Origin of the sequence: Lunatimonas lonarensis (assembly GCF_000390185.1) — a bacterium.
GTDB lineage: Bacteria > Bacteroidota > Bacteroidia > Cytophagales > Cyclobacteriaceae > Lunatimonas > Lunatimonas lonarensis.
On record NZ_AQHR01000008.1, the window covers coordinates 1 to 20957 of the forward strand.

At 40.6% G+C, this 20957-nt stretch carries 20 protein-coding genes; all 20 read right to left on the reverse strand.

Annotated elements, in window-relative coordinates; all coding sequences use genetic code 11:
* Positions 1-129: 129 nt before the first annotated feature.
* The 20 genes from ADIS_RS00815 to ADIS_RS00910 all read right to left on the reverse strand — a co-directional run bounded on the left by ADIS_RS00815 (position 130) and on the right by ADIS_RS00910 (position 20704).
* A complete protein-coding gene (locus ADIS_RS00815) occupies positions 130-1173 on the reverse strand; it encodes a sulfotransferase domain-containing protein (protein WP_035804181.1) in 1044 nt (347 codons plus the stop codon).
* 428 nt (positions 1174-1601) lie between these two features.
* Positions 1602-2597, reverse strand: coding sequence for a glycosyltransferase (locus tag ADIS_RS00820; RefSeq protein WP_155906983.1), 996 nt, complete (start codon positions 2595-2597; stop codon positions 1602-1604).
* A gap of 352 nt (positions 2598-2949) precedes the next feature.
* Positions 2950-3972 (reverse strand): glycosyltransferase family 4 protein, encoded by a 1023-nt coding sequence (locus ADIS_RS00825; protein ID WP_010852336.1) that lies wholly within the window; start codon positions 3970-3972, stop codon positions 2950-2952.
* Between the two features lie 59 nt (positions 3973-4031).
* The gene (locus tag ADIS_RS00830) at positions 4032-5219 is read right to left on the reverse strand and encodes a hypothetical protein (protein WP_010852337.1); all 1188 of its coding nucleotides are present in this window, start codon (positions 5217-5219) and stop codon (positions 4032-4034) included.
* Between the two features lie 52 nt (positions 5220-5271).
* A complete protein-coding gene (locus ADIS_RS00835; protein ID WP_010852338.1) occupies positions 5272-6423 on the reverse strand; it encodes a glycosyltransferase in 1152 nt (383 codons plus the stop codon).
* Complete coding sequence (locus ADIS_RS00840; protein WP_035804183.1) at positions 6420-7520, reverse strand: glycosyltransferase; 1101 nt, start codon at positions 7518-7520, stop codon at positions 6420-6422. Before ADIS_RS00840 ends, ADIS_RS00835 begins: the two co-directional genes overlap by 4 nt.
* A 1-nt stretch (position 7521) precedes the next feature.
* Positions 7522-8463, reverse strand: coding sequence for a glycosyltransferase family 2 protein (locus tag ADIS_RS22090; protein ID WP_010852340.1), 942 nt, complete (start codon positions 8461-8463; stop codon positions 7522-7524).
* A gap of 18 nt (positions 8464-8481) precedes the next feature.
* The gene (locus ADIS_RS00850; protein WP_010852341.1) at positions 8482-9447 is read right to left on the reverse strand and encodes a glycosyltransferase family 2 protein; all 966 of its coding nucleotides are present in this window, start codon (positions 9445-9447) and stop codon (positions 8482-8484) included.
* Positions 9448-9456: 9 nt separating this feature from the next.
* Entirely contained in the window at positions 9457-10329 is an 873-nt protein-coding gene (locus ADIS_RS00855) for a glycosyltransferase (RefSeq protein ID WP_010852342.1), read from the reverse strand.
* The gene (locus tag ADIS_RS22095; RefSeq protein ID WP_010852343.1) at positions 10329-11240 is read right to left on the reverse strand and encodes a glycosyltransferase family 2 protein; all 912 of its coding nucleotides are present in this window, start codon (positions 11238-11240) and stop codon (positions 10329-10331) included. Before ADIS_RS22095 ends, ADIS_RS00855 begins: the two co-directional genes overlap by 1 nt.
* A 6-nt stretch (positions 11241-11246) precedes the next feature.
* Positions 11247-12086: a class I SAM-dependent methyltransferase gene (locus ADIS_RS00865; RefSeq protein WP_155906985.1), complete on the reverse strand. Its 840-nt coding sequence runs from the start codon at positions 12084-12086 to the stop codon at positions 11247-11249.
* A 70-nt stretch (positions 12087-12156) separates the two neighbouring features.
* Entirely contained in the window at positions 12157-13323 is a 1167-nt protein-coding gene (locus ADIS_RS00870) for a glycosyltransferase (protein WP_081634837.1), read from the reverse strand.
* Positions 13316-14221 (reverse strand): FkbM family methyltransferase, encoded by a 906-nt coding sequence (locus tag ADIS_RS00875; protein ID WP_010852348.1) that lies wholly within the window; start codon positions 14219-14221, stop codon positions 13316-13318. The genes ADIS_RS00870 and ADIS_RS00875 overlap by 8 nt, the downstream gene beginning before the upstream one ends.
* Positions 14184-14999 (reverse strand): glycosyltransferase, encoded by an 816-nt coding sequence (locus tag ADIS_RS00880; protein WP_238325348.1) that lies wholly within the window; start codon positions 14997-14999, stop codon positions 14184-14186. The genes ADIS_RS00875 and ADIS_RS00880 overlap by 38 nt, the downstream gene beginning before the upstream one ends.
* A gap of 43 nt (positions 15000-15042) precedes the next feature.
* The gene (locus ADIS_RS22100) at positions 15043-15636 is read right to left on the reverse strand and encodes an O-methyltransferase (RefSeq protein WP_155906987.1); all 594 of its coding nucleotides are present in this window, start codon (positions 15634-15636) and stop codon (positions 15043-15045) included.
* A gap of 123 nt (positions 15637-15759) precedes the next feature.
* Positions 15760-16623 (reverse strand): glycosyltransferase family 2 protein, encoded by an 864-nt coding sequence (locus ADIS_RS00890; protein ID WP_010852351.1) that lies wholly within the window; start codon positions 16621-16623, stop codon positions 15760-15762.
* Positions 16620-17882: a glycosyltransferase family 4 protein gene (locus ADIS_RS00895; protein ID WP_010852352.1), complete on the reverse strand. Its 1263-nt coding sequence runs from the start codon at positions 17880-17882 to the stop codon at positions 16620-16622. Before ADIS_RS00895 ends, ADIS_RS00890 begins: the two co-directional genes overlap by 4 nt.
* A complete protein-coding gene (locus ADIS_RS00900) occupies positions 17879-18802 on the reverse strand; it encodes an FkbM family methyltransferase (protein ID WP_010852353.1) in 924 nt (307 codons plus the stop codon). Before ADIS_RS00900 ends, ADIS_RS00895 begins: the two co-directional genes overlap by 4 nt.
* A gap of 97 nt (positions 18803-18899) precedes the next feature.
* Positions 18900-19550: a class I SAM-dependent methyltransferase gene (locus tag ADIS_RS00905; RefSeq protein WP_010852354.1), complete on the reverse strand. Its 651-nt coding sequence runs from the start codon at positions 19548-19550 to the stop codon at positions 18900-18902.
* Between the two features lie 419 nt (positions 19551-19969).
* Entirely contained in the window at positions 19970-20704 is a 735-nt protein-coding gene (locus ADIS_RS00910; RefSeq protein ID WP_035804187.1) for a polysaccharide deacetylase family protein, read from the reverse strand.
* Between the last annotated feature and the right edge of the window lie 253 nt (positions 20705-20957).

Below are 20957 nucleotides of genomic sequence, written 5' to 3' on the forward strand. Positions count from 1 at the left end.
CCGTGACAGTTGTCTTCGCTCCGGATATGCGGTTTTGGAAAGGAAATGGGATCGTAAATTTCGCGAATCTCACATCTCATATCTAACGTCTAACGTCTCCTTTCTTATGTCTCCCCTAACCTATTCCATTCATCCGGAAACCTCCGGAAAGGTGTTTTCTCCATAGACGTTTACGCCCAATTCCCGCACTACATCCAAGATCTGTCGGACTTGGGAGGGGGTGAGAAGGTTTTTCCAATTTTCAAGATGGTGGGCATCGTAATGGTGAGGGGCGCCAGGGTTCAGCACGGATTTGCTCGGAAGGGTTCTTAACGTCCATACGTGTTCGGGAACCTCCCGGCCTATCCAACCAAAAACCCGCTTGATTTCGGCATCAAAGTTTACGACCAAGTACTCGTAGTGCACCACCAACATCCGGTTGATTTCGGGGTTTCGGTACAGGATCTCCCGCACCTGTACGCCCCAAAGAAACGCCAAGAACTGTTCCTTGGTTCTTAGCTGCTTTATCAGATCCGTTTCTGACGTAAATAGCTCGTTGTATTTGAAATCCGCGATCGATGTGGGTGTGCTTTGCACTGCCCTACCGATGCTCGGGTCGTCAAGCTGTGAGGCAACCACCGCGCAGGGATGCCGAAGCAGCACGATGGACTTGAAATTAAATTGCCGCTGAAGCCAGGCAGCCAGTAGGTTTGCGTGGTTAAAATGGGCGATGAGGTGTTCGGATCGAAGAATTTGACGCCCGCTGTCGAGGTCGTACAGCAACCGGGAGGGGATCCTTCCCGTGAGTAGCCGCTTGAAAAAATCCTTTGCCTCCGGCCATTCGGCGGAGTGGGGGATCGGTTGCAGGTAATGAAATCCCAGTTTTTTTACTTCCTCCGCACGTACAAACAGCGGATCAATGGGCTTGCCAAGGTCAATGGGATTGGGAACTGTTATAAGTGGTTCGTTAAAAAGTACGGATTTGTCCATCTGATGCAGCATGTCTGCCAGCCAGGTGGAGCCGCTACGGGGGATGGCAAATAAGCAAAGGGTGTTGTCCGGAGAAATGTTACGGTGTTGGTTTTTACTGACAAATGGTCGGAGGTAAATGAGTTTTTCCCATTCGTGACGTAGTTTTTGGGGTAGCAGGGAAAGCATGTTTCGGAAATCCATTGGTGTATTGGCCAATTTCAAGCGGGAAGGGTTAGAAGACGGTTGGAAGTTTGGTTTTCGGACAAACCAGGGTTGAAATAGTGCCTTCGGCTGAAATAAAGTGGAAATATGGCCGGTGGCCGAAATAGTGCCTGCGGCTGAAACATTGTAGAAATAGTAGCCTACGGACGAAATTTGCCCGTTGTTGCGAGGCTTGGAGAGAACCGATGATATAATCTGCTATTTCCAGTAGTCTTCCGGGGAATGAAGCGATATCAGGCCGAAGTAATCCATGGTAGTTTTCGAGATTGCTTCGTCGCTGTACTCCTCGCAATGACGACTTTATAATTTGAGGTTGCTTTGTGGTTCCCCGTAATAATTTGCCCGTCATTGCGAGGCTTGGGGAGAACCGATGATAGGTTGGCGTGTAATCTGCTATTTCGAGTAGTCTTTCAGGGAATGAAGCGATTTCAAGCCGAAGCAATCCCGTCCAATGCCGATACGTATTCATTTACGCTTTTTTGAATACCAAAGTGCTCAATTCCAAAGTTCCGGATCTGAGTCTTATCCATTTTGGAAGCATCATCTACCCATTTGGCTAGCACATTCATTTCCGTGATTCCTTTTTCGTAGAGAAACGCGAACGGTTTGCCCGCAAGAACCTCTTCGGTATCTCCTATGCCAGCACTCGAAATGATGGGCATTCCCATCATCAGGTATTCCCCGACTTTGATGGGAGCCAATCCTGCCAGGCTCTTGGCGGGCTTCCGAAGACTTATACCCAAGTCTGCGGCAGAAAGGTATCCCGGTATGTTTTCAAAAGGCGTTTCCATCAGCCTGATTCCATGGGGTAGTTTGTCCCCAAGCTCTAAACGAAGAAAATGAATATCCCGTGTCAAAAGGAGAAAAAGGCTGCTCGGGCGAAGTTCCTTGTAAGCCAAAAAAAGGTTTACCATGTTTTTCAACTCGTGGGCTGGTCCTAGTGCCCCGGCATATACCCAAAGCACATCATCCATGGCCAAACCAAATTCAGTACGTATCGCCAGGCGTTTTTTGTGGTCAATTTGAAAGTGGGCTGGATCCCGTCCGTTAGAAACGACCGCGAACTTCTCCCTTTTTAGGTTCGGCGACGCTTGTAGGTGTATGTCGACGGATTTTTTGGATCGGGTGAGTACTTGGTCAGCTGTGGCAAGACACCAATTCTCGTGCTTTTTCAACCATTTTATAACCAACCCATTCGGATCCCGTCCCAAAAAATCGATACGTTCCTGGATAGGCAGTCCATCTGCGTCAAACAGTATATTTACACCGCGCTGCCGTAAATATCTTCCCAAGCGATTGACCATGATCGCCGGATTGGTCGATCTTGGAATTACGATCTGTATGGAATGGTCCTGTAGTATTGATTTGATTTTTTGAATGCCCCGCCATAGGGAATAAGCAAGGCCCAGAGGTCCTCTTCGCATCACGGGTTGATGATAATAGTGTAGACCCTTTGTAGTAGCGAGTTGTTGGATTCGTTTTTTTTCGGTCGGAGAAGCCCAAGAAAACTGTAAAATGATTATCCTATAAGACGTAGAATCTTGAATTTTAGCGAAAATTGGAAAGAAAAGGTTCTCCATATAATTGCTATTGGAGGAGTCCCATGAGATGAACAGGATATTTTTGGTTTTCTGTCGAAAAGGAGCCAAGGCTGACAAACTCATTTGGATTACCTAATTGGGAGTTTCATTTTTAGCGCTATAGTGTGTGGGATTCCAGTAGAAATCTTGTAATGTGTAGCGATTGACAATCAGCTTATTGTTTCGCGTGTGGTGATCAGGGTAGTGCTTCAAGCCCCTGCTGAATCCGTGCGATGTTTCTTTCCATAGTATACGATGCCATCACCTGCTGATGTCCTTGCTTTCCCATGGCGATCCGTTTGTCTAGGTGAAGGATAAGGTCGCCAAGGTAGTTTTCCCATTCCTGAGGTGTTTCTGCTAGGTAACCATGCACTCCGTGCGACACGACGGTAGCATTGACGCCCACTGGAGAGGCGACTACCGGGATTCCGCAGGCCATGTACTGAATAAGCTTGTAGGCACATTTTCCTCGTTCCCAAGCAGAGTCGGGGAGAGGCATGATGCCTATGTCCATTCGCAGAATAACCTCAACTTCTCCCTGTTCGGTCCAGGGTATCGTCTCTACATCTCCCGAAAAGGGAAGTCTTTCTGAACCGTTTACAACGAGAAGCTTCACTCCATATCTTCTATGGAGCGATTCCAACACAGGGAGTATCTGGATCAGGTATTTTTGGGTGGTAGGCGAGCCGATCCATCCTATACAAATGGATACCGGATTGCTGTGGGACTTTAGTCGATACCGATTCGGATCTATACAGGTAGGCAGGAAGGCGATGCGTTTGGCGTTGGCCTGCTTCGCATAGTCCATCAGGTAGGGATTGCCGACCCATACCAAGTCAGAAAGGCGCATTACGTTGGCAATTTTTTTTGGCAAGAATTGCCGGACGACGGGGTTATGACTATGATCGTAGTTATGGAAAATGGCATCGTCATAGTCGACTAAAAATCCCTTTGTTTTCGAAAGAATCCATTCTGCGAACGCGGGTAAATATGGAAAAAGCTCTTTTTCTATCCAAATGAGATCATACCGATAGGCAAAAAGCAATTCATAGGCTCTTTTCAAAAAGCACCCAAAAACATTTAGCCTGCTAATGGCCTTGCCGGAATACAGTTCAGAGAGGTATTGTTCATTGAGCAGAGGAGACACCTTCACCCGGTCAAACTGACTATGCCAGAAAGGCAGGTACTGATAGGTTCTTAGTCGGCTGCTGGCAGCCATGCGTGGGTATTTCGTTAGAAGGAGAACACTTCTCTCCTTCGGTCGGTCGGGTTTTGCCACTAGGATTTCGCGACGTTGGTATGATTTTTCCGGTCAATGATCTCCTTTCTTCTTTGAAGAAACCGTTTTTTGTTCATTACCCGTAGAAAAGCTGTTTTTTTATGGTGAGCGATCAGGTAAAAGCAAAACAGCAAAAAATAGATCATGGTCATATTTTTCATACGCATGATGATGCCGAGGTTACTGAGAGAATTCATAAATGCTAGTGCAACAGGAATGAATGTAATCATACCTGCTTTAATAAATAAGGGCATATCCCTTATCGCTTCGGGCGTCCAGTTTCTATAAATAAAGAAACTTAGCCACAAGTAAAGCGCATTTTCAAAGGAAGAGAAAAACGAGACGAAATTATGGGCATCAATAAACAGAGGACGAAACATATAGGTAAACAATTTTAAGGGCCAAGGATAAGATGCCAAGTCCAAACGCGATCCTACATGGGAGGAATTCAAATTACCTACTTTCGAATCAGCTAAACTTTCCATAGACGCAATAGACAAGTCTTCCAACCTCAATGCGTCGAGCGTACTGGGCAAAAGGTAAACTGCTCCAATCGCAGCGATACTACTTAAAATGATTTTGTAGCTGATCCTTACCTCAGAACCCAAAAGAATGGCTATCCCTGCGCCGGAAATCAAAGCCTGTCCCATATGAGGCCTTGCCATATATACAAAAAACAAGGCTATAGCTGCCTGCCACCATCGGCTTTTATATTCCTGCAACGAAAATAAAAACCAGGCAATCCCCCAAAAGCAAACAGCATCCTTACCCACTCCGGCAGACCAAAAATGAAGATTTAGAAAATAAAATATCCATGGAAACAGGGGAATATTAAGTACCTTATGATTTGTTGGGAATAATTTGGCAACTAAGATAAATAGATAACGAATTCCAATAAAACCTAAAAAGCCAAAGAGAATATTACCTGTCAAATAAGAAAGTCCAAGAACCTGACTTGGTATATAACATAACCAGAGAATAAAAGTTGTTCCTTCTCCAAAATAAGAAAACCACGTAATGTCTCCTCTAAGCATTACCTGTTGCATTCCGAAGCGCCAGTATCCTTGGGAATCACCACCGAAATTCAGGATATACCAAGTAAAAAACAGACTTAGAAACAAATGGTATAAAAGAAGGTAGTGTAGATGAACCTCATACTTACTAGGCAAACCAAACTTTCTTGCCATAGTCGAGTTTGAGTTGACTAAAGCGATTAACAAGGCCAAAATAACAATTATGTCAAGCAATACTTTTCGATTTATTTTCGTCTGAAAAAGCTTTTTTGCTTTTCAAGATTGAAAGATACAATTCACCAATCTTTTCGGCATACTTTTCACCTGTATAATTCTGCATTGCTAGCTGATAACCTCTTTGACCCATCGTAACCCTAAGGCTTTTGGAATCAATCAAAATCTTTAGCTTACCTGCTAAAATTTCCGGATGAAGTGGCGGTACCAAGAATCCATTTTCACTTTCTGAAATGATGTTTTGAAGGCCCCCTACTTTGGAGGCGACTACAGGTTTTTGATGCAACATACCTTCCACCGCTACCAAACCAAAACCTTCTCTTGATGATGGGACACACAATATATCCATCAAGGAATAAAATAAACTTGTGTTTTCTTGGAAACCAGTTACCACAACCTGATTATCCAAATTAAACTTCTTAATCTGATCAATTATTAAAAATTTATCATTGCCATCTCCTACAATCAATAATTTTACTTTTTTATCATTGATTATTGCAATAGCCTCTATAAGGTCGGTAACCCTCTTGTGGTCGTTGTACAGTCTGCCTACAAATCCTATGACGATTTCATCATCTTTGATTCCCAGCTCCTCTTTTTTGGAAGCAATTACCAATGAAGGAATTCGATAAGGAACTGTCACCCCATTGAATACCATGCTGATCTTGGAGGAAGGAATTTTTGCCTTAGCAATTAAATACTGCTTGACATCAGGGGAAATCGCTATAATGGCATCTGCAACTCTCATCAACTGTCTCAAAAGCCAATTTGCTTTGGATGAACGGTTTTGGGGATCAGAGGTTTCCTCCAAAATAATACACGGAACTCGCGTGATAAATCCTGAAATAGCCGCCATACTGTTGCCTTCAAAAATAGCACCGTGAATAATATGTGGCTTGAATGTTGAAATCACAGCTTGTACGTGCTTATGAATTCTCCAATTAAATGGATGCTTCATCGATCCGACAACAATCAGCTCGACACCTTCATTTCTAAGACTTTCCGCAACTGGTCCACCGGCATAGGTACAAATGATTTTTATTTCAAAGCGGTTCTTTGGAAGGTATTTGGCCAAAGTCAGACGGGTCTGTTCAACACCTCCTGAGGATATGGTTTCGATACATTGAAGAATCCTAATTTTCATGATTTGTACATCTCTATAAGAGATATAATGTATGCCTCAGGCAAGAATCTCTCTGACTCCCTTTTGGCCCTTTCTCCCATTTCATTTCTTTCGGTAGCTTTAAGGACTGCCAAAGTTGACATAGCATCTTTAATAGAGGATACATCCAAAGGATCAACCAATATTCCTGAATTACTATTTCCCAATATTTCAGGTGCCCCACCAATTTTTGTAATCACCGACGGTAGGCCCCAAGCCATTGCCTCAGCCAAAGAAACTGATGAACCCTCCATCAGGGATGGTAAGACAAAAGCATCAGCCATTTCCAAAAAAACGGAAACATTTTCCTGAAATCCCCAAAACTTTATTTTACCTCCTATACCTAGAGACTTGGCTTGTTGGATCAAATCTTCTTTCAAAGGCCCATCCCCTACAATCCATAATTCCTTTGGCTTTTCACTTTCTTCCTTTTCCATTTCAGAAAAAGCAGTAATCAATCTATCCAGGTTTTTTATCGGGACCAACCTGCATGTTGTAATAAACACAAATGGCTTTTCGATTTCATCACTCAACCTCCCTGCCATTTCAGTAGATGCATCGTGATCAATCTCTCCAATAGAAACCGGGTTGTACACCACCTTTACTTTATCCTCTACCACCTCTCCCAATTCCACAATATTGTCCTTAACTGCATGCGAAATTGCAATGATTAATTGGGCTTTGGAATAAACCCATCGAAAGATGAATTTCCAATAACGATGATGATTAGGAATCCCTATTTCTTCTCCAATAATAGTTTTTACACCGGCCCAATGACCTGCCAATATCCCATGAAAATTGGCTTCTCCACCTTGGCTATGCAACACGTCCGGCTTTAACTCTTTGATCATCTTATACAGAATTCTCAGGATTTTAGGGTTAGGTATTCTAGGATTAAAATGAAGGATATGAATATCAATATTTTGTTTAGCTAGCAGATTCGACACCTTTCCACCTTTCCATAGAACTATTATCGAAACTTCCACTCCACTCTTTTGGGACAGAAGCGGAATAGAATTTGCCAAAACTTGTTCTACTCCTCCAAAATCTAATTCAGAAACCACTCTTAGAATTTTCAAACTATGATGTATAAATATACCGAAAACAGAACTTTATATAGTTTCTAAATAAACTAGATAATTTTTTTTTGGAAAAGAACACTTTCATCCAACTACTAGGTAAAGCATAAAAAGTATGAATAAAAAAATATTTCCTTGGGATCCGGGAAAGCACTTCTTTAATAATTATATGATTTCTAACAAAATGTGGAAACAAATTCAAATAGACCCATTTGCTTTGAAACTTAATAAAGGTCTCCATAGTGCAGGTAGAAGCACCTATAGAATCCGAAAAGTATTTTTGACCCAACAATTTTGGGATTAAAGTCTGATCTAAAGAATATGATTTTCCTGTGGCACCCGAGGAATCCTCTTGGCTGTAATACACCAAAGTATTTTGAATATATATTCCATCTCCAAAATACAAAGAGGCCCTCAGCCAAACATCAATATCCTCTCCCAATCTTAAATCAGGATCAAATCCCGGTTGAATTTCAAAGAACTCTTTTTTGATACAGGTGGCTGAAGTGAAGAACCTGGTATTGTAAACTGCATCTTTAAAATAATTCTCCAATCTGAAGTAGGAAAGCTTGGGTTCATTTTCCAATTGAATGGGATCATAATGGCAACCTATAATTCCAACCTCGGGGTTTTCTTCAATAACCCTTGATAAAAAACTTAAATAATTTGGGTGCCAGTAATCGTCTGCATCCAGAAAGGCAATATAGGGATATCTTGCCTCTTGGATTCCTTTATTCCTAGCTTGGGAAACCCCTTTGTTTTCCTGCCTAATCAGCTTTACCATTTTCCCATACTGCCCCTCTACCAAATTCCCTCCTCCATCTGTGGAGCCATCATCCACAACAATTACTTCAAAATCTTTGAAATGCTGTCCAAAAACAGCATCCAATGCCCTGCAAACAAATTGCTTCTTGTTAAAAAGTGGAATGAGAATAGAAAACAATCAGGAATTGGTTAGAAGTTAATTGATATAGCGCTTAAGCCTTAAAGCTGTTCCAAATCCAAGATATTTGGATAGGAACTGGAATTTTGGGCCACCAATAAATACACTTTGCCTTATTCCAAGTTGCTTTATCCTATTTTTCGCTTCCGACAATAGAAGTGGATAGTCAGGGAAAGTATCATACACAAATTTCAGGTAAACTTTTTTTAGCGCCGTTCTCACACGGTCAGAATCTTCAACAACCAAAACAGCCTTCTCATATCTGATATAAGAATCCAATAAGGAACGTGCTGCTTTGGCTGACCTTTGCTGACTAACATTTCCCTCTCCCGGTTGTCTGTAAAACACCTTCCCTTTCGGTTCAAAAACCACTTCACCAGCATAGGCCAAGACCCTGCAAAAAAATTCCCCATCCTGATTGATTCTCAAGCTTTCATCCCATAAGCCTGCTTTTAGAACTAAATCTCTAGAAGTTAAATATACCGCTGGTTGGTGCATCTCTTGATTGTCCCAAAATCTCAGCAACAAATCCAATCCAGAATCAAAACCCTGAAATACACCGTAAGGAAACCTGCCAACATAATCTTTATTGTCCTTGAAATTCACCCATTCACAAGAGGCCAATACTTCAGGTCTCTTCCCTGAAAGCAATTTCATTTGTGAGGCTATCTTATCGCTTGAAATCAAATCGTCTGCGTCCAAAAACTGAAGATAATCTCCCCTGGATGCTTTAATACCAAAATTGTTCGCAGCAGAGACACCGCGGTTAACCGAATCAATAAGAAATATCTTGTGTGGGTATTTTTTTCCAAACTCTTTCAAAATCTCCAATGAACCGTCAGTACTTCCATCATTTATAACAATTATTTCAGTATTGAGGTAAGTTTGTTCTAAAGCAGACTCCAAAGTCTCACGGATAAAAGAGGCTTTGTTAAAAACAGGAATAACAATAGATACTAAAGAATTGCTTTTATTAACCATCATGTCTGCAACCTATCTTTTTCCTCCCCCCTCCATAATCAAGCGAAAATACTCAATCGCTGCACCCCAACTCAAAGCATTACAAACTTTAAAGATAGCCCAGGACTCAGCCATAGGAACGGTAAAAAACTTCTTAATTGAAAACCTAAACCTTCTGAAAATGAAATTTATGGTATGCAGAAAGAATCCAATCTTATTTCCTTGAAATTTTCTTGTATAAGCCCCTCCTAAAATCCTTTGATATCTAAAGACCAGTTCGTCTATAGTAAACCTTGCAGGATGCCTATTTATTAGTTCAGGTACATAAATGACTTTGTACTTCTGGGAAATCCTCAAAGATAATTCGGTATCTCCATTTGACTTCAAATCCTCTCTGAACCTCCCAAATTCTTCCAGGACTGACTTATAGGAAAACCAGTTGCCCGCTCCACAGGCCCCTTCCCTTGCATATCCTTCAAAATCAAATCCTGTATATTTTTCATAGATTTCTGCTGGTGTAAGATGATTGGGATCCTTAAAAAACAATGGAACAGGCCCAGTTAATATCCCTATCTCTTTACTTTTATCGGTTAAAAAACATCCTAAGGCAATCTCCAACCATCTGGAATCCGGAAGCATATCGGAATCTGTAAAAGCAATTATTTCTCCTCGGGCTGCTTCAATGCCCTTGTTTCTGGCAGCATAGGATCCGGGCTTGGGTTCCTCCAAAACGCTCAGACTGTAAGTTACAGTCAAAGTATCGGGCAACATCAAAGGAATATCCGGATCATTGTTGACCACAATCACTTCCAATTTTTTTTTTTCCAATGCCTGATGGTTTAGATGGTTGAGCAGAAAGATCAACCTCTTAACGTCCTTGAAATGTGGTATAACCAAACTGATCATCAAGCTTTTGTGGTTTGAAAGGAAAAATAGTAATAACGAATAAAAATGTCCTGAATTAGGTTCAATAACTTGTTAATACTGTGAAAAACAATCTTCCGAAGCAAACCCCATCTGATATCATTTGATATCGAACGTGCGTACAGATAGATGAAGTTTTCTTTTTCACAGGTAAAAAGTTTTTGTAACCCTATGTTGTCAATCCAAACCCATAGAAAAAGTAACTGAGAATCCTTCGAACGCATCGATATGGAATTACTGTTATGCCTCCTTGCAACAGATACAGGTTTAACCAGTTCACCCGCATGGAACAAAAAAGCCCTTGCTATCCTGTTCCATAATTCCGTATCCTCATGTAGTCTTAACCTAGTGTCAAACATCCCTACTTTTTCAAATACCTCTCTTCTAAAAGTATTGGCATTGGTATGTCCTAAAATAACATCGTGACGCATGATATGGCAATAAACGTCTCTTTGACTATTAGATGCAGATCCTAAAGTTAAATCATAATCACAACCAAACATTGACTCTCTCCCATCTTGATACTCGATAGAAGAGACAGAATAGACTGCCATCACATCTGGATTTTCAAATTGCAACTTTTCCTTGGAGAACCTGTTCGGAAGGTACCAATCATCGGCGTCTAGAAACGCAATAAAATCAAACTGAGCATTTCTAATTCCCAGGTTCCGGCTATGGCAAACCCCCATATTCCTTCCATGCTGATGAGTTAATAGATGAACCTTTTCAAATTTCTGAACGATTTTTTTACAAACTTCCAGGGATCTATCTTCTGAACCATCCTCCACAAGTATTACCTCACCTACCTCTTGCTGCTCCAAAGCCGATTTTACAGCCTCTTCAACGAACTTTGCTGCATTAAATACGGGTATGATTACCGAAATAAGGAACATAAGCGGTCACTTCATTTTAAACCAAAACGACCCGCCATGTCTTTCGACGCCTGCCAGTTTTGGGTTATTCCAAAATGGATCAAGAATATCTGCCAGTCCGGTTGTTTGGCTCACATAATAGTTTGGTAGAATTATCTCCACATTGTTTGAGGCAAAAAGCAACAGCATGGCAAGCATGTATTGCTCAGAGTAGAATCGTTGAGCCCATTCCTCTGGATAGTCAAAAGGAAGTAGCACATCATGTATTTGAATGATTACCCTCTTCTCGATAATTGGTAATATATCTAAAAAAAAAGCAGTGACATCCGAATTCATAAACACCCGGTGGGAATTATCAATAAACAAAATATCTCCTGCGCTTAATTCTTTAAAAATATTTAAGTCCACGTGTTCCAGTGGCTTTCGAATTATGTGATCACAAATATCGTTTATTTCAGCCCTTGGGGCAGGGTCTATTGACCAAATTTTGGATTCTAGATTATTATCCAGAATTGCCTTTCTGGCAACTTTGGTCGAATTTCCCGAACCAACTTCTAAATATATCCGAGGCTTATTAATTACAACCATACAATAAAGACCGACCGTATCTAGTCCAGGCAGATAACCATTTATCCAGATCGGATCTTTAAGCTCTTTTCTTTTCAGCTTATCAATGGCAATTGATAACAATTGCGCACTGAAACCCAAGAACTCATGAAGAAGGCTTTGGTAGTTATTATGATTTTTTTCTAAAATACCAGCTATTCCTTTGTGATATCTTTGAGTTGTATATCGGGGAGTCAAACTAACTGGATATTCCAAAAAAATCGTTTTATCCGGTTCAATCTCTTGAATCAGGTTTTTCATACTCCTCAACCAACTAGACTTTCGTTGAAAGGCTTTCTTGAGAATATTCTTTAGATATTTTCTAATTACACTACTGAACATAAAATTTTGTCATTCTCGTTAAGAAAGTTTTTCTCCCACATTGACTTATAGCCAATTCCCTTATTGCTTTCTGGCTAAATTTTGAATAATTCTTCATCACTCTCAGAATTGCTTCAGACATCGCCTGCGAATCACGAATTGGTACGATCAAACCTATTTCTGGAGTGATGCTGTCTTCCACCCCACCATTTGCGGTACTGACTACCGGCAGCCCACACATCATCGCTTCCCTAGGGGCTATGCCAAAGGTCTCAAAATCAGAGCTGCATACGTAAACATGGGATTTTGCAAAAATCTCCGCGATTTCATTTCTTTCAAGTTCTTCGATTAATTGCCCATGACTTGATAAACCCAGATTGTGAATTTCTTGTCTAAAAAAATGCCCTCCTTTACCAACTACAGTAAACTTAAAATCAATACCCTTCTCCTTCAAATTCTTCAGCGCTTCAAAAAAAGTTCTAAACCCCTTTATATTATGGAAATACATGATCGCGAGAATCTGAAAAGAAGAAAATAAGGAACGGTCAGATAACATGAATTTGGTCTCATCAACTAAATTTGGAATAACAAGTGGATTACACTTCGGTTCATGCATTATGATTTGCCGTTTATGGACGTAGCTGACAGCACCTAAACTTTGGGCATTTCTATAGGATCTCAAAACAAGGTTGGCCCTTTTCCTCGAATAATGATGAAAAATCACCACTTGGTGTTCTATGAGTACAAAAGGAATATTCGCTCTATTGCTTATATGGTTGGCAAAAATACCTGCATCCATACCGCTTTGGGCATGAATCAGGTTAGGTTTCCACCCTGTTCGCAACAGACTTTGGTAAGCTTTCCAATAAATGCGTTGCTCCAAATGGATTTGTAAAGCATCAGGAACCCTTCTGTTAGCAGGAAAGTCAAATCCATAAGCCGTTGGTTCCTGCTTTACTTTTTCCTTTGATATCGGCCAAGTACTTTTCAACCAGGAATGTACAAATATCCAAATCCAACGCAGTAAAGGGGTGGATTTTTTTTCCCCATAAAGCACCTCTATATCCAAATCGGCATTTCCCCGAAGAAACCGAGCCTGTTCTTGAAAAAATGAACCATTCAATGGTCGTTTTAATGTTGGGTACCAAGAAGGAATGATGAGTATTCGCTTAGACATCTGCCAGAAACTTCTTAACCAATGGTTGTTTTTCTTCGGGACAAATCAAATAGTTCAAATGTTCTTGGGATGTATTTTCTCCAAGAGATTGTACAGGAAGTAGTCCTCTGTCTTCATTGACCCAATAAAAGGCATAAGAATGAATATCAAACAGGCTTGCCACCTTTTCCCCTATATCTTGGTTTTGTACTTCCAAGATTAAAATAGGTCGGTGTTTATTCAGTAAGCTTCCATAACCCTTAAGAACTTCATATTCCAAGGTTTCCACATCGATTTTTACCAAATCAACCTTCGCTACTTGTTGCTTGATCAAAAAATTGTCCAAACGATCAACTTTGACAATGATAGAAGCTTGTTTTTCAGTCCTCCATTCCTTATTCAAACTTCCATGAGTCGTATTATTTCTTTCAAAAGTAGAGAATCCTGTGTTATAAAAAGGTAATTCCCCTTCTTGGTCAGAAAGTGCCAAGGGGACACAATAAATGTCAAAACCATTAATGGTATTATTTTTCTTTAATACTTCAAAAATATTTGGTTGCGGCTCGAAGGCAAAAACACTGGCATTAGGATGCGACGCTTTGGCAAGAATGGAAAAAATACCGGTGTTAGCACCAATATCCAAAATGGTTTTAGAAGAATAACTTAATTCCCCCCATATTTCCCTGGTTTTCTTTTCCCAGTTGATTTTGTTAAAGCCCTGCCAAAAAATCTCTGTTTCCCAATAAAATGCATTATTAAAAAGCCAGAATTCAACTCCTTCTTTTGTCCTGACTTTAAATTTATCGAAGAAAGTTCTCTTTTTAAGGTTAAAAATTGACTGTAGAGGACGTATGATTTCGTATAGAGGCCTTGCAAGCCTCCTATGGAAAAAGGAAATTTGATTGCTGGTGTTCGACATTTGGTTTTGATGATTTGGTAAATACGTTGAGTTTAACTTTGATCTTTGACCATTTTCGTTTGTAGGATCTCAGTGAATATTGGAAGATTGCATTAGTTGTAGGTTTCTTTTGGAAATCGAAGTCAAATATCTGCTTAAGATCCGGCTGTTTAAATTTTATTACCCTGCCATAAAAACTTGTGCTCACATTTAGTCCATGCACCGTCATGCACCACATAGGATTATAATTCCCCACCTTTACTAGATTTGGATCATCCTTGTATGCAATATGTATCTTATGAAACACCGTTTTGAAACCTGCTTTAGTGCGTTTTTCAATTAGGGAAATAAATGGATTATACTTGTGTACTGCGGCAGACGTCACTCCTGTACTTATATCGTAGATATGACCTTTGTTGAAATTCAATGCTTCATATGATTGTCTTTGGAACATTTCCTGAACTTTTTGAATAAAGTCCTTGTGGAGCATGTCATCTGTATCTACCCTGCTCGAAATAAGATATTGAAAACCCTCACCAAAGTATTTGTGAATATCTTCGTTTAGGACAAGCTTTAAACTAAAATGCTGAAACACTCTTTGGATCAAAAGGATAAATGAATATGGCTTGACCAATTCCTGAAGTGCCTCAAGGATTCCAGGGTTTGTTTCGCTATCAACATAAATCAACCATGTGAAATCTTTGTTGGACTGATTTAGTATGGAAGGGAAACAGAATTTCTGGAAAATCAAAAAACGCTCCTGAAGCCATACTTCTGGTTCATGGCCTTGTTGGGCCATTTTGGTCTTGTAATAGATATTGAATCGAGTTATCAAAACATGTCTAAATTCCATGATTTGGTTTTTTGTATATGCTTGTTTGGGTAAATTTTTTTGTTCCACGGGAAGGCCCAAAACTCGTTATTGAAGACCAGGACTTTAATTTATCAAGACTTTGGATGTATGATTTCCTGTTTGAGTTATCCAAAATCAGGTAGCCTCCTTTTTTTAACTTCCTCAAGGAGTTTGAGACACAGGCATTTCGCGCCCTGCCATCGACAAGTATGAGATCAAAGTAATCATCTGGAAATCCGCAAATGCTGCTAGCATACTTTGAATAATCAAGATTGTCTTCTGATTCATCTAGCACCACGTCCAAGTTGTACTTTAGAACAACTACTCCAGTATGCCAGGATAGATTTGAATTATGATAATGGCCAAGTTCATTCCCTACTTTCAAGTACCACGCTTCGTCATGTTCAACGCTATGGACTTCCGAAACTCGTTCGGTAAAAAATCTAGTTGAACCTCCACTCCCAAATTCGAAAACTTTAAAATCAGGCTTTATCAATGATTCCAGGTATGCTATAGCCTCAAAAGTAATCCAGGGAATTCCTATAAAAAGTGGTGATTTTGAATAATCCAGATTGGATTTCATGTATTGGGGATAATATCGGAACACTTTTCCCAAACTCTTTTGCTCTTTGATAGTCCTCCAACACTCTGTGAAATACCAATATTGGACATGGAAAAAGCTGTCCTTTAATAATTTCTTAATCATTTAGGGTTTTATTAGTTGATATATGCTTTTTTTCAGAGACAATTCTAATTCATAAGCCCTAAAAAGGAACTTATTGATTTGACTTGGCAAGACAGCACCTTGTGTGCTACAAAATTGCCCCACAGCTCCTGACCAAGCATATTGGTATTTCAATCCAAACTGTTTCGATTCAAGTAAATGATTTTTGATTCTTTCCCTCAGACTCAACCAATTTTGGATTCTTTTTTCCTTTTGTTGGGGGTTATTGCTGATAGATTGCTCACGGAAATGGATAATAGTTTTAGAAGAAGAATCAAACGCTACTTTCAGATTCTTCTGAACAAGTCTGAACATTAAATCATACTCCTGACTGCTTTGAAGTTGTTGATCCCAACCTCCAAGCTCTACAATAAATTCTCGATTCCAAAGGGTTGAACTCGTAGTACCGAGATTGCTTCTGATAAGGCCTTTCCAAACATCTTTATCTGACGTCCTAAAATGCCTTCTGCCATCCGAAAATACATGAATGCTATTACCCACAACAAATAAGACCTCACTATTTGCTAACTCAAGCTGTCCCGCCATCTTTCCTGGCAACAACTCATCATCCGCATCCAAAAACTGTATCCAATCGGACTGCGCATGGGCAAGGCCGAGATTCCTCGAAGCACAAGCTCCCTTGTTGCTGCCTTTAGGATGTTGCAATACCCTAACCACTGAAAATCTCTCAGCCAAGCCCAAGGCAAGCTCCAAAGAACCATCGGTAGAACCATCGTCTACAATCAGCACTTCTGAAACAAGTGCTTCATGAATGACGGAGGCTACTGCCCTTTCAAGCGTTTCTTGGCTATTATATACAGGAATAATTACCGAAACCGAACTCATGAGAGTACCTCACTATAAATCTCCAAAAGTTTTTCTCCCAGGATTTCCATATCATAGTTGTCACAAACAAAAGACCTGGCCGCCTCTCCCATTGCCTCTCTCCTCTCAGTATCCAACATAAGCTCCACCATTTTACTTGCAAACTCCTCGACCTGCTCTGGGGGTACAAGTAGTCCTGTTATCTTGTCCTGCACACCTTCACCAACGCCGCCGACATCGAATGCTACTACTGGTAAACCCATTGCCTGTGCCTCCATCAAAACTAGCCCCTGATTCTCTGCCCGCTTGGTATCTTGTTGTGCTCGTCCGGTGTAGATAAATAAATCAGCTTCGGCCAATATTGATTTCACCACAGATTGTTCTTGTCCTCCCAAAAGCTTTATGTACCGGGAAAGCCCCATTTCCTGTACCATATTTTCAAGTTGGGAAAACATAGGCCCTCTGCCGATAATCGATAGTTCCAGATTGGTAAATCCCAAGTCTTTGACTACTTTTTCGACAATCCTGATTGCAGTATCAGGACCCTTCCAATCTACCAACCTGCCTACAAAAATCAATTTGTATTTCCTTTGACCGAGCGTTACCTCGGAATTCTTTTTCTTTTCAAAAAGGCGCGTATCGAGGCTTTCGGGAAGCAACCTAACCCGGGAATCAAGGTCGGCGTTGACCTTGTCCAGCAGTTTCCCAGTATACATTGAATTTACGGTGAATATCTTGGCCGTTTGAAACATGCTTTGGTAGCGGATTTGGTTATCTAGATATTCACTGGGCACTAAATCATAGCCGTGAAAACTGACCAGGTAGGGCCTACTATTGAGCAATCCCATGGCAACATGTTTTGAAAAAAAGGAACCCATTTGTCCAAAATGCGCATGTATCAAATCACAGGACTGTGTTTCAAATAGCCGGGTATAATGTATAAAGTGTGTCAGCTTCAAACTGGCAGCTCCAAAACTGAATGGATTAATCGTTTTAAAGAAGGAACCAAGGTTACCCCAAAGCCCGTAAGATTTGAAAAAGCGCAAGGTTTCTGTAAGCCTTGAAGTCAATTTTTTGGGAATCACTCCGACAACAGTCAATCTTTCTTCAAGTCCGTAACCCTGATACTGAAGGTGCAGTTTGGAAAAATCACCAGGGTAAAGTGCAAAAATCCGAACATCGATATGATTTCGGATGAGGAATATAATCTGGTTTAGGATGAATGTCTCCGTTAGGGTAGGAAATTCATGTAACAAAAAAGCAACTTTCGATGGCTTCAAAAGATAGATTTACTTTTTCTTAGGGTGGCTAAATGGAATGGTTTGAAGGCAACGATATTGTCATGATGCGGCAGTTGGTCTACAGAATTCACTGGAACAAGTTTTGATATCTTCTCCTTAGAGATACCAAATCGGAAGATTGAATATCCGTTTGTTTTAGTGAGAAAATTGAACAAATCCTCCATAGAATATTGAAAATTCTGTCGGGTAGTCGAACATTCTATGACCAAAATTGGCCCGTATTCTTTCGAGAGCAGATTTTGTGACCCCTTCAACACCTCCATTTCGAAACCCTCCACATCGATTTTCAAGAGATTGACCTTATCCTGCTGAATGCTGGAAAGCACATCATCCAAAACATCCACTTGAATTTCAAAAGATGGAGCTCCTTCCTTAAAATTTACCATTGAAGCTGCACCACGGTTGATATGGAGGTTGGAATAAATTTTCGCACTACTCTTTTTTGAGCCCAAGGCCAGTTCAAAAACTTTTACTTGGGGGAGGTGGTTTATGGCAACATTTCGTCTCAAAATCGAGACCGTTTCAGGATGTGGCTCGAAAGCCATTACCAATCCTTCACCGCCTACTTTTAAACCGCAAAAAACAGTGATCAGTCCAATATTGGCACCGGCGTCCACCACGATATCCCCATGACTAATCAGCGAATTGATTATTTTCAATACTCCTTTCTCATACGTGCCAGTCAGGTAGATTTTCTTTTCTATGCCCCTGTCGTAGCTGGGATTAATGTAAAGAGGAAACCTATATAGAGTTTTTAGCAGGATTTCGTATTTGGGTAAATTACGAAAGAAAATGCTGTCCAGCAAGAAAAGGATTTTCCCAAAACCGATCGGCCTCCGGTCAATTAAGTATGATTTTATTTTATGGATTAAAGGAAGGTATGACGTTTCGCTTAGCAATGTGTTTTAGGTTTTTTGTGGAAAGCCTAGGCTCAGTAAATGTAGGACTTCTAAAGTTAAATATAAGTCCAAAGTATTATACAGATTCTTTTTGTTTTTACGGTATTTTTCGAATTGCAAAACTTGGATTTATTGACATTTCTACCGTTAGGTAAATAAGCTCCCATTCTTCGTTGATACAAAACTCATGAACTGCCTCCATAACACCATAGCGTAACAGCTTTCCCCAGTTTCCTTGTGCATAATCGTGTCCGGCCATTATACCGCCTGGTTTAACTTTTTTTTTGTACGCGTGTAGTTCGCTTTTTGTCATAGAATAGGAATGATCTGTATCAATGTATATCCAGTCAAAATAGAAGTCAGGAAATTGTTCGGCGACGTCCGTTGAATACCCATGGTTTATAACTACCTGACCTTTTTCTATTTCTTTTTGGAGTTGAGATTGAACAGTTAGTCTAAGGCCGTCATGATATCTATTGGAGTTCCACGTATCAATCAAATGGAGTTTTTTTGGGTTGCATGTGGAAAGAATTTCTCTGCTGAACAATCCTTCATTAACACCTATTTCAGCTATAACACTATATTTTTGGAGCTGTGCCAATAATATATGTCTATTTGGGATAATTCGTAAATTTTTAATATGCTTTTCTTGCAGATCAAGTTTCGGAATTTGGTTGTCTATGTTGCGTTGTACTGCTGAGAACTTTTTATGTAAACAGCGAAAGATGGTGCTTTTTAAATTTATCAAGTGCGTAGGATGTAAGGTAAATAGCTAAAAGAACTGAAGGAATTTTTTTTAAGTCGTTTGGTTAACTTTTTCAATCAATGATTGCCTAAATTGCAGTGCCTATCCACTCTGAAATGGCACAAATTGAAAGCATTGGTCTTTTTTTGATACACAACAAACTATTCAGACTGGCATTACTGCTGTGAGCGCAAATGCAAACACAACTAGACCTTTTCACCATTACGATTCTTGATTTCTTCCTGATTTCTTGTCAATATTGGAAGATCATTGAGAGGCTTTGAAATCAATGATGAATCGGTGATTACGTGTTCTCTTTTTTTTGTTGTTTATTGGAGTACCAAGCGAAGCCGAAGCAATCTTAATGTAGTGTACTAGAATGCTTCGGTGCGCGCTCCTCGCAATGAGGAAGATTAACTATCCTACAGACTTTCAAACCTAAACCCCTCCCTTTTCCCCCAATCCAAGAGCTTCCGAATATTGTTCTTGCTTAGCTCGTACCTACCTTCGACTCCGGGGCGGTGGGTGTTGAGATATAGCGTAGCCGGTTTTTCACGAAGGCTAGCAGCGATGTTGTCCCAGGGGTATCGGTCAAAATTTTGGTTTTCGAGTTCAGCGGACGCAATCCACCGACGGTTGCGGTAACTCTCGGGTGCCGAAACAATAGCTTTCTGATAGGCCTTTGCTGGCACCACATCCCGTAGGCCGTTGAATCTTCGCCACAGGGCTAGGTTTATCCACTTGTAATGTTCTCCGTAGGGCAGGGCAAAGTGCGATGGCGTTATGCCCAGAGCAGCCAGTTGCTGGATATTCTCGTCAACCTCATCCTTAAGGTATTCCCGGTAGGTGCCGTTTGCCATATAGGTATTTACAGAAACGTGTAGTTCTCCATGGGCCTGAATACTGTGACCTGCGTTTTTTAGTTCGACGATTGCTTCTTTTTCCTCACAGCTCATCTGACCAATGCAACAGACAAAGAAGGTCACCTTGGCGTCATATTCTTCAAAAAGAGAAATTAGCGCGGCCCATTCCATTACGTAGTTATCATCAAAAGAGAGCTTTACGGTGGAATGGTTAGCGTCATTTTCGCTGCAATTACAAAGTAACAGGGTAGTAAGGAAGAGAATAAATCTTTTAATAGTTAGGTATGCCGTCATTGCGAAGCTTGGAGATAGCTGATGATCGGTTTGTTATGTAATCTGCTAGTTTCAGTCTTCTTTCGGCGAATGAAGCGAAATCAAGCCGTGGCAATCTCATTGTAGTGGACGAGATTGCTTCGTCGCCCGCTCCTCGCAATGACGAGGCCGGTTTTCGTACGTCATTGCGAGGCTTGGAGAGACCCGATGATGGTTTATTAGGTAATCTACGATTTGCAAGTATATATCGGAGAAGGAATCGACATCAGACCGT

What these genes read in the sequence shown, in the direction of transcription:
- ADIS_RS00865 (WP_155906985.1), bottom strand. Translation starts at nt 12,086, where the DNA reads ATGAAAAACCTGATTCAAGAGATTGAACCGGATAAAACGATTTTTTTG.
- ADIS_RS22100 (WP_155906987.1), bottom strand. Translation starts at nt 15,636, where the DNA reads ATGAAATCCAATCTGGATTATTCAAAATCACCACTTTTTATAGGAATT.
- ADIS_RS00825 (WP_010852336.1), bottom strand. Translation starts at nt 3,972, where the DNA reads ATGGCTGCCAGCAGCCGACTAAGAACCTATCAGTACCTGCCTTTCTGG.
- ADIS_RS00875 (WP_010852348.1), bottom strand. Translation starts at nt 14,221, where the DNA reads ATGTCGAACACCAGCAATCAAATTTCCTTTTTCCATAGGAGGCTTGCA.
- ADIS_RS00820 (WP_155906983.1), bottom strand. Translation starts at nt 2,597, where the DNA reads ATGCGAAGAGGACCTCTGGGCCTTGCTTATTCCCTATGGCGGGGCATT.
- ADIS_RS22095 (WP_010852343.1), bottom strand. Translation starts at nt 11,240, where the DNA reads ATGTTCCTTATTTCGGTAATCATACCCGTATTTAATGCAGCAAAGTTC.
- ADIS_RS00880 (WP_238325348.1), bottom strand. Translation starts at nt 14,999, where the DNA reads ATGGCCCAACAAGGCCATGAACCAGAAGTATGGCTTCAGGAGCGTTTT.
- ADIS_RS00835 (WP_010852338.1), bottom strand. Translation starts at nt 6,423, where the DNA reads ATGAAAATTAGGATTCTTCAATGTATCGAAACCATATCCTCAGGAGGT.
- ADIS_RS00830 (WP_010852337.1), bottom strand. Translation starts at nt 5,219, where the DNA reads ATGGCAAGAAAGTTTGGTTTGCCTAGTAAGTATGAGGTTCATCTACAC.
- ADIS_RS00850 (WP_010852341.1), bottom strand. Translation starts at nt 9,447, where the DNA reads ATGATGGTTAATAAAAGCAATTCTTTAGTATCTATTGTTATTCCTGTT.
- ADIS_RS00910 (WP_035804187.1), bottom strand. Translation starts at nt 20,704, where the DNA reads ATGACGGCATACCTAACTATTAAAAGATTTATTCTCTTCCTTACTACC.
- ADIS_RS00855 (WP_010852342.1), bottom strand. Translation starts at nt 10,329, where the DNA reads ATGATCAGTTTGGTTATACCACATTTCAAGGACGTTAAGAGGTTGATC.
- ADIS_RS00870 (WP_081634837.1), bottom strand. Translation starts at nt 13,323, where the DNA reads ATGTCTAAGCGAATACTCATCATTCCTTCTTGGTACCCAACATTAAAA.
- ADIS_RS00890 (WP_010852351.1), bottom strand. Translation starts at nt 16,623, where the DNA reads ATGAGTTCGGTTTCGGTAATTATTCCTGTATATAATAGCCAAGAAACG.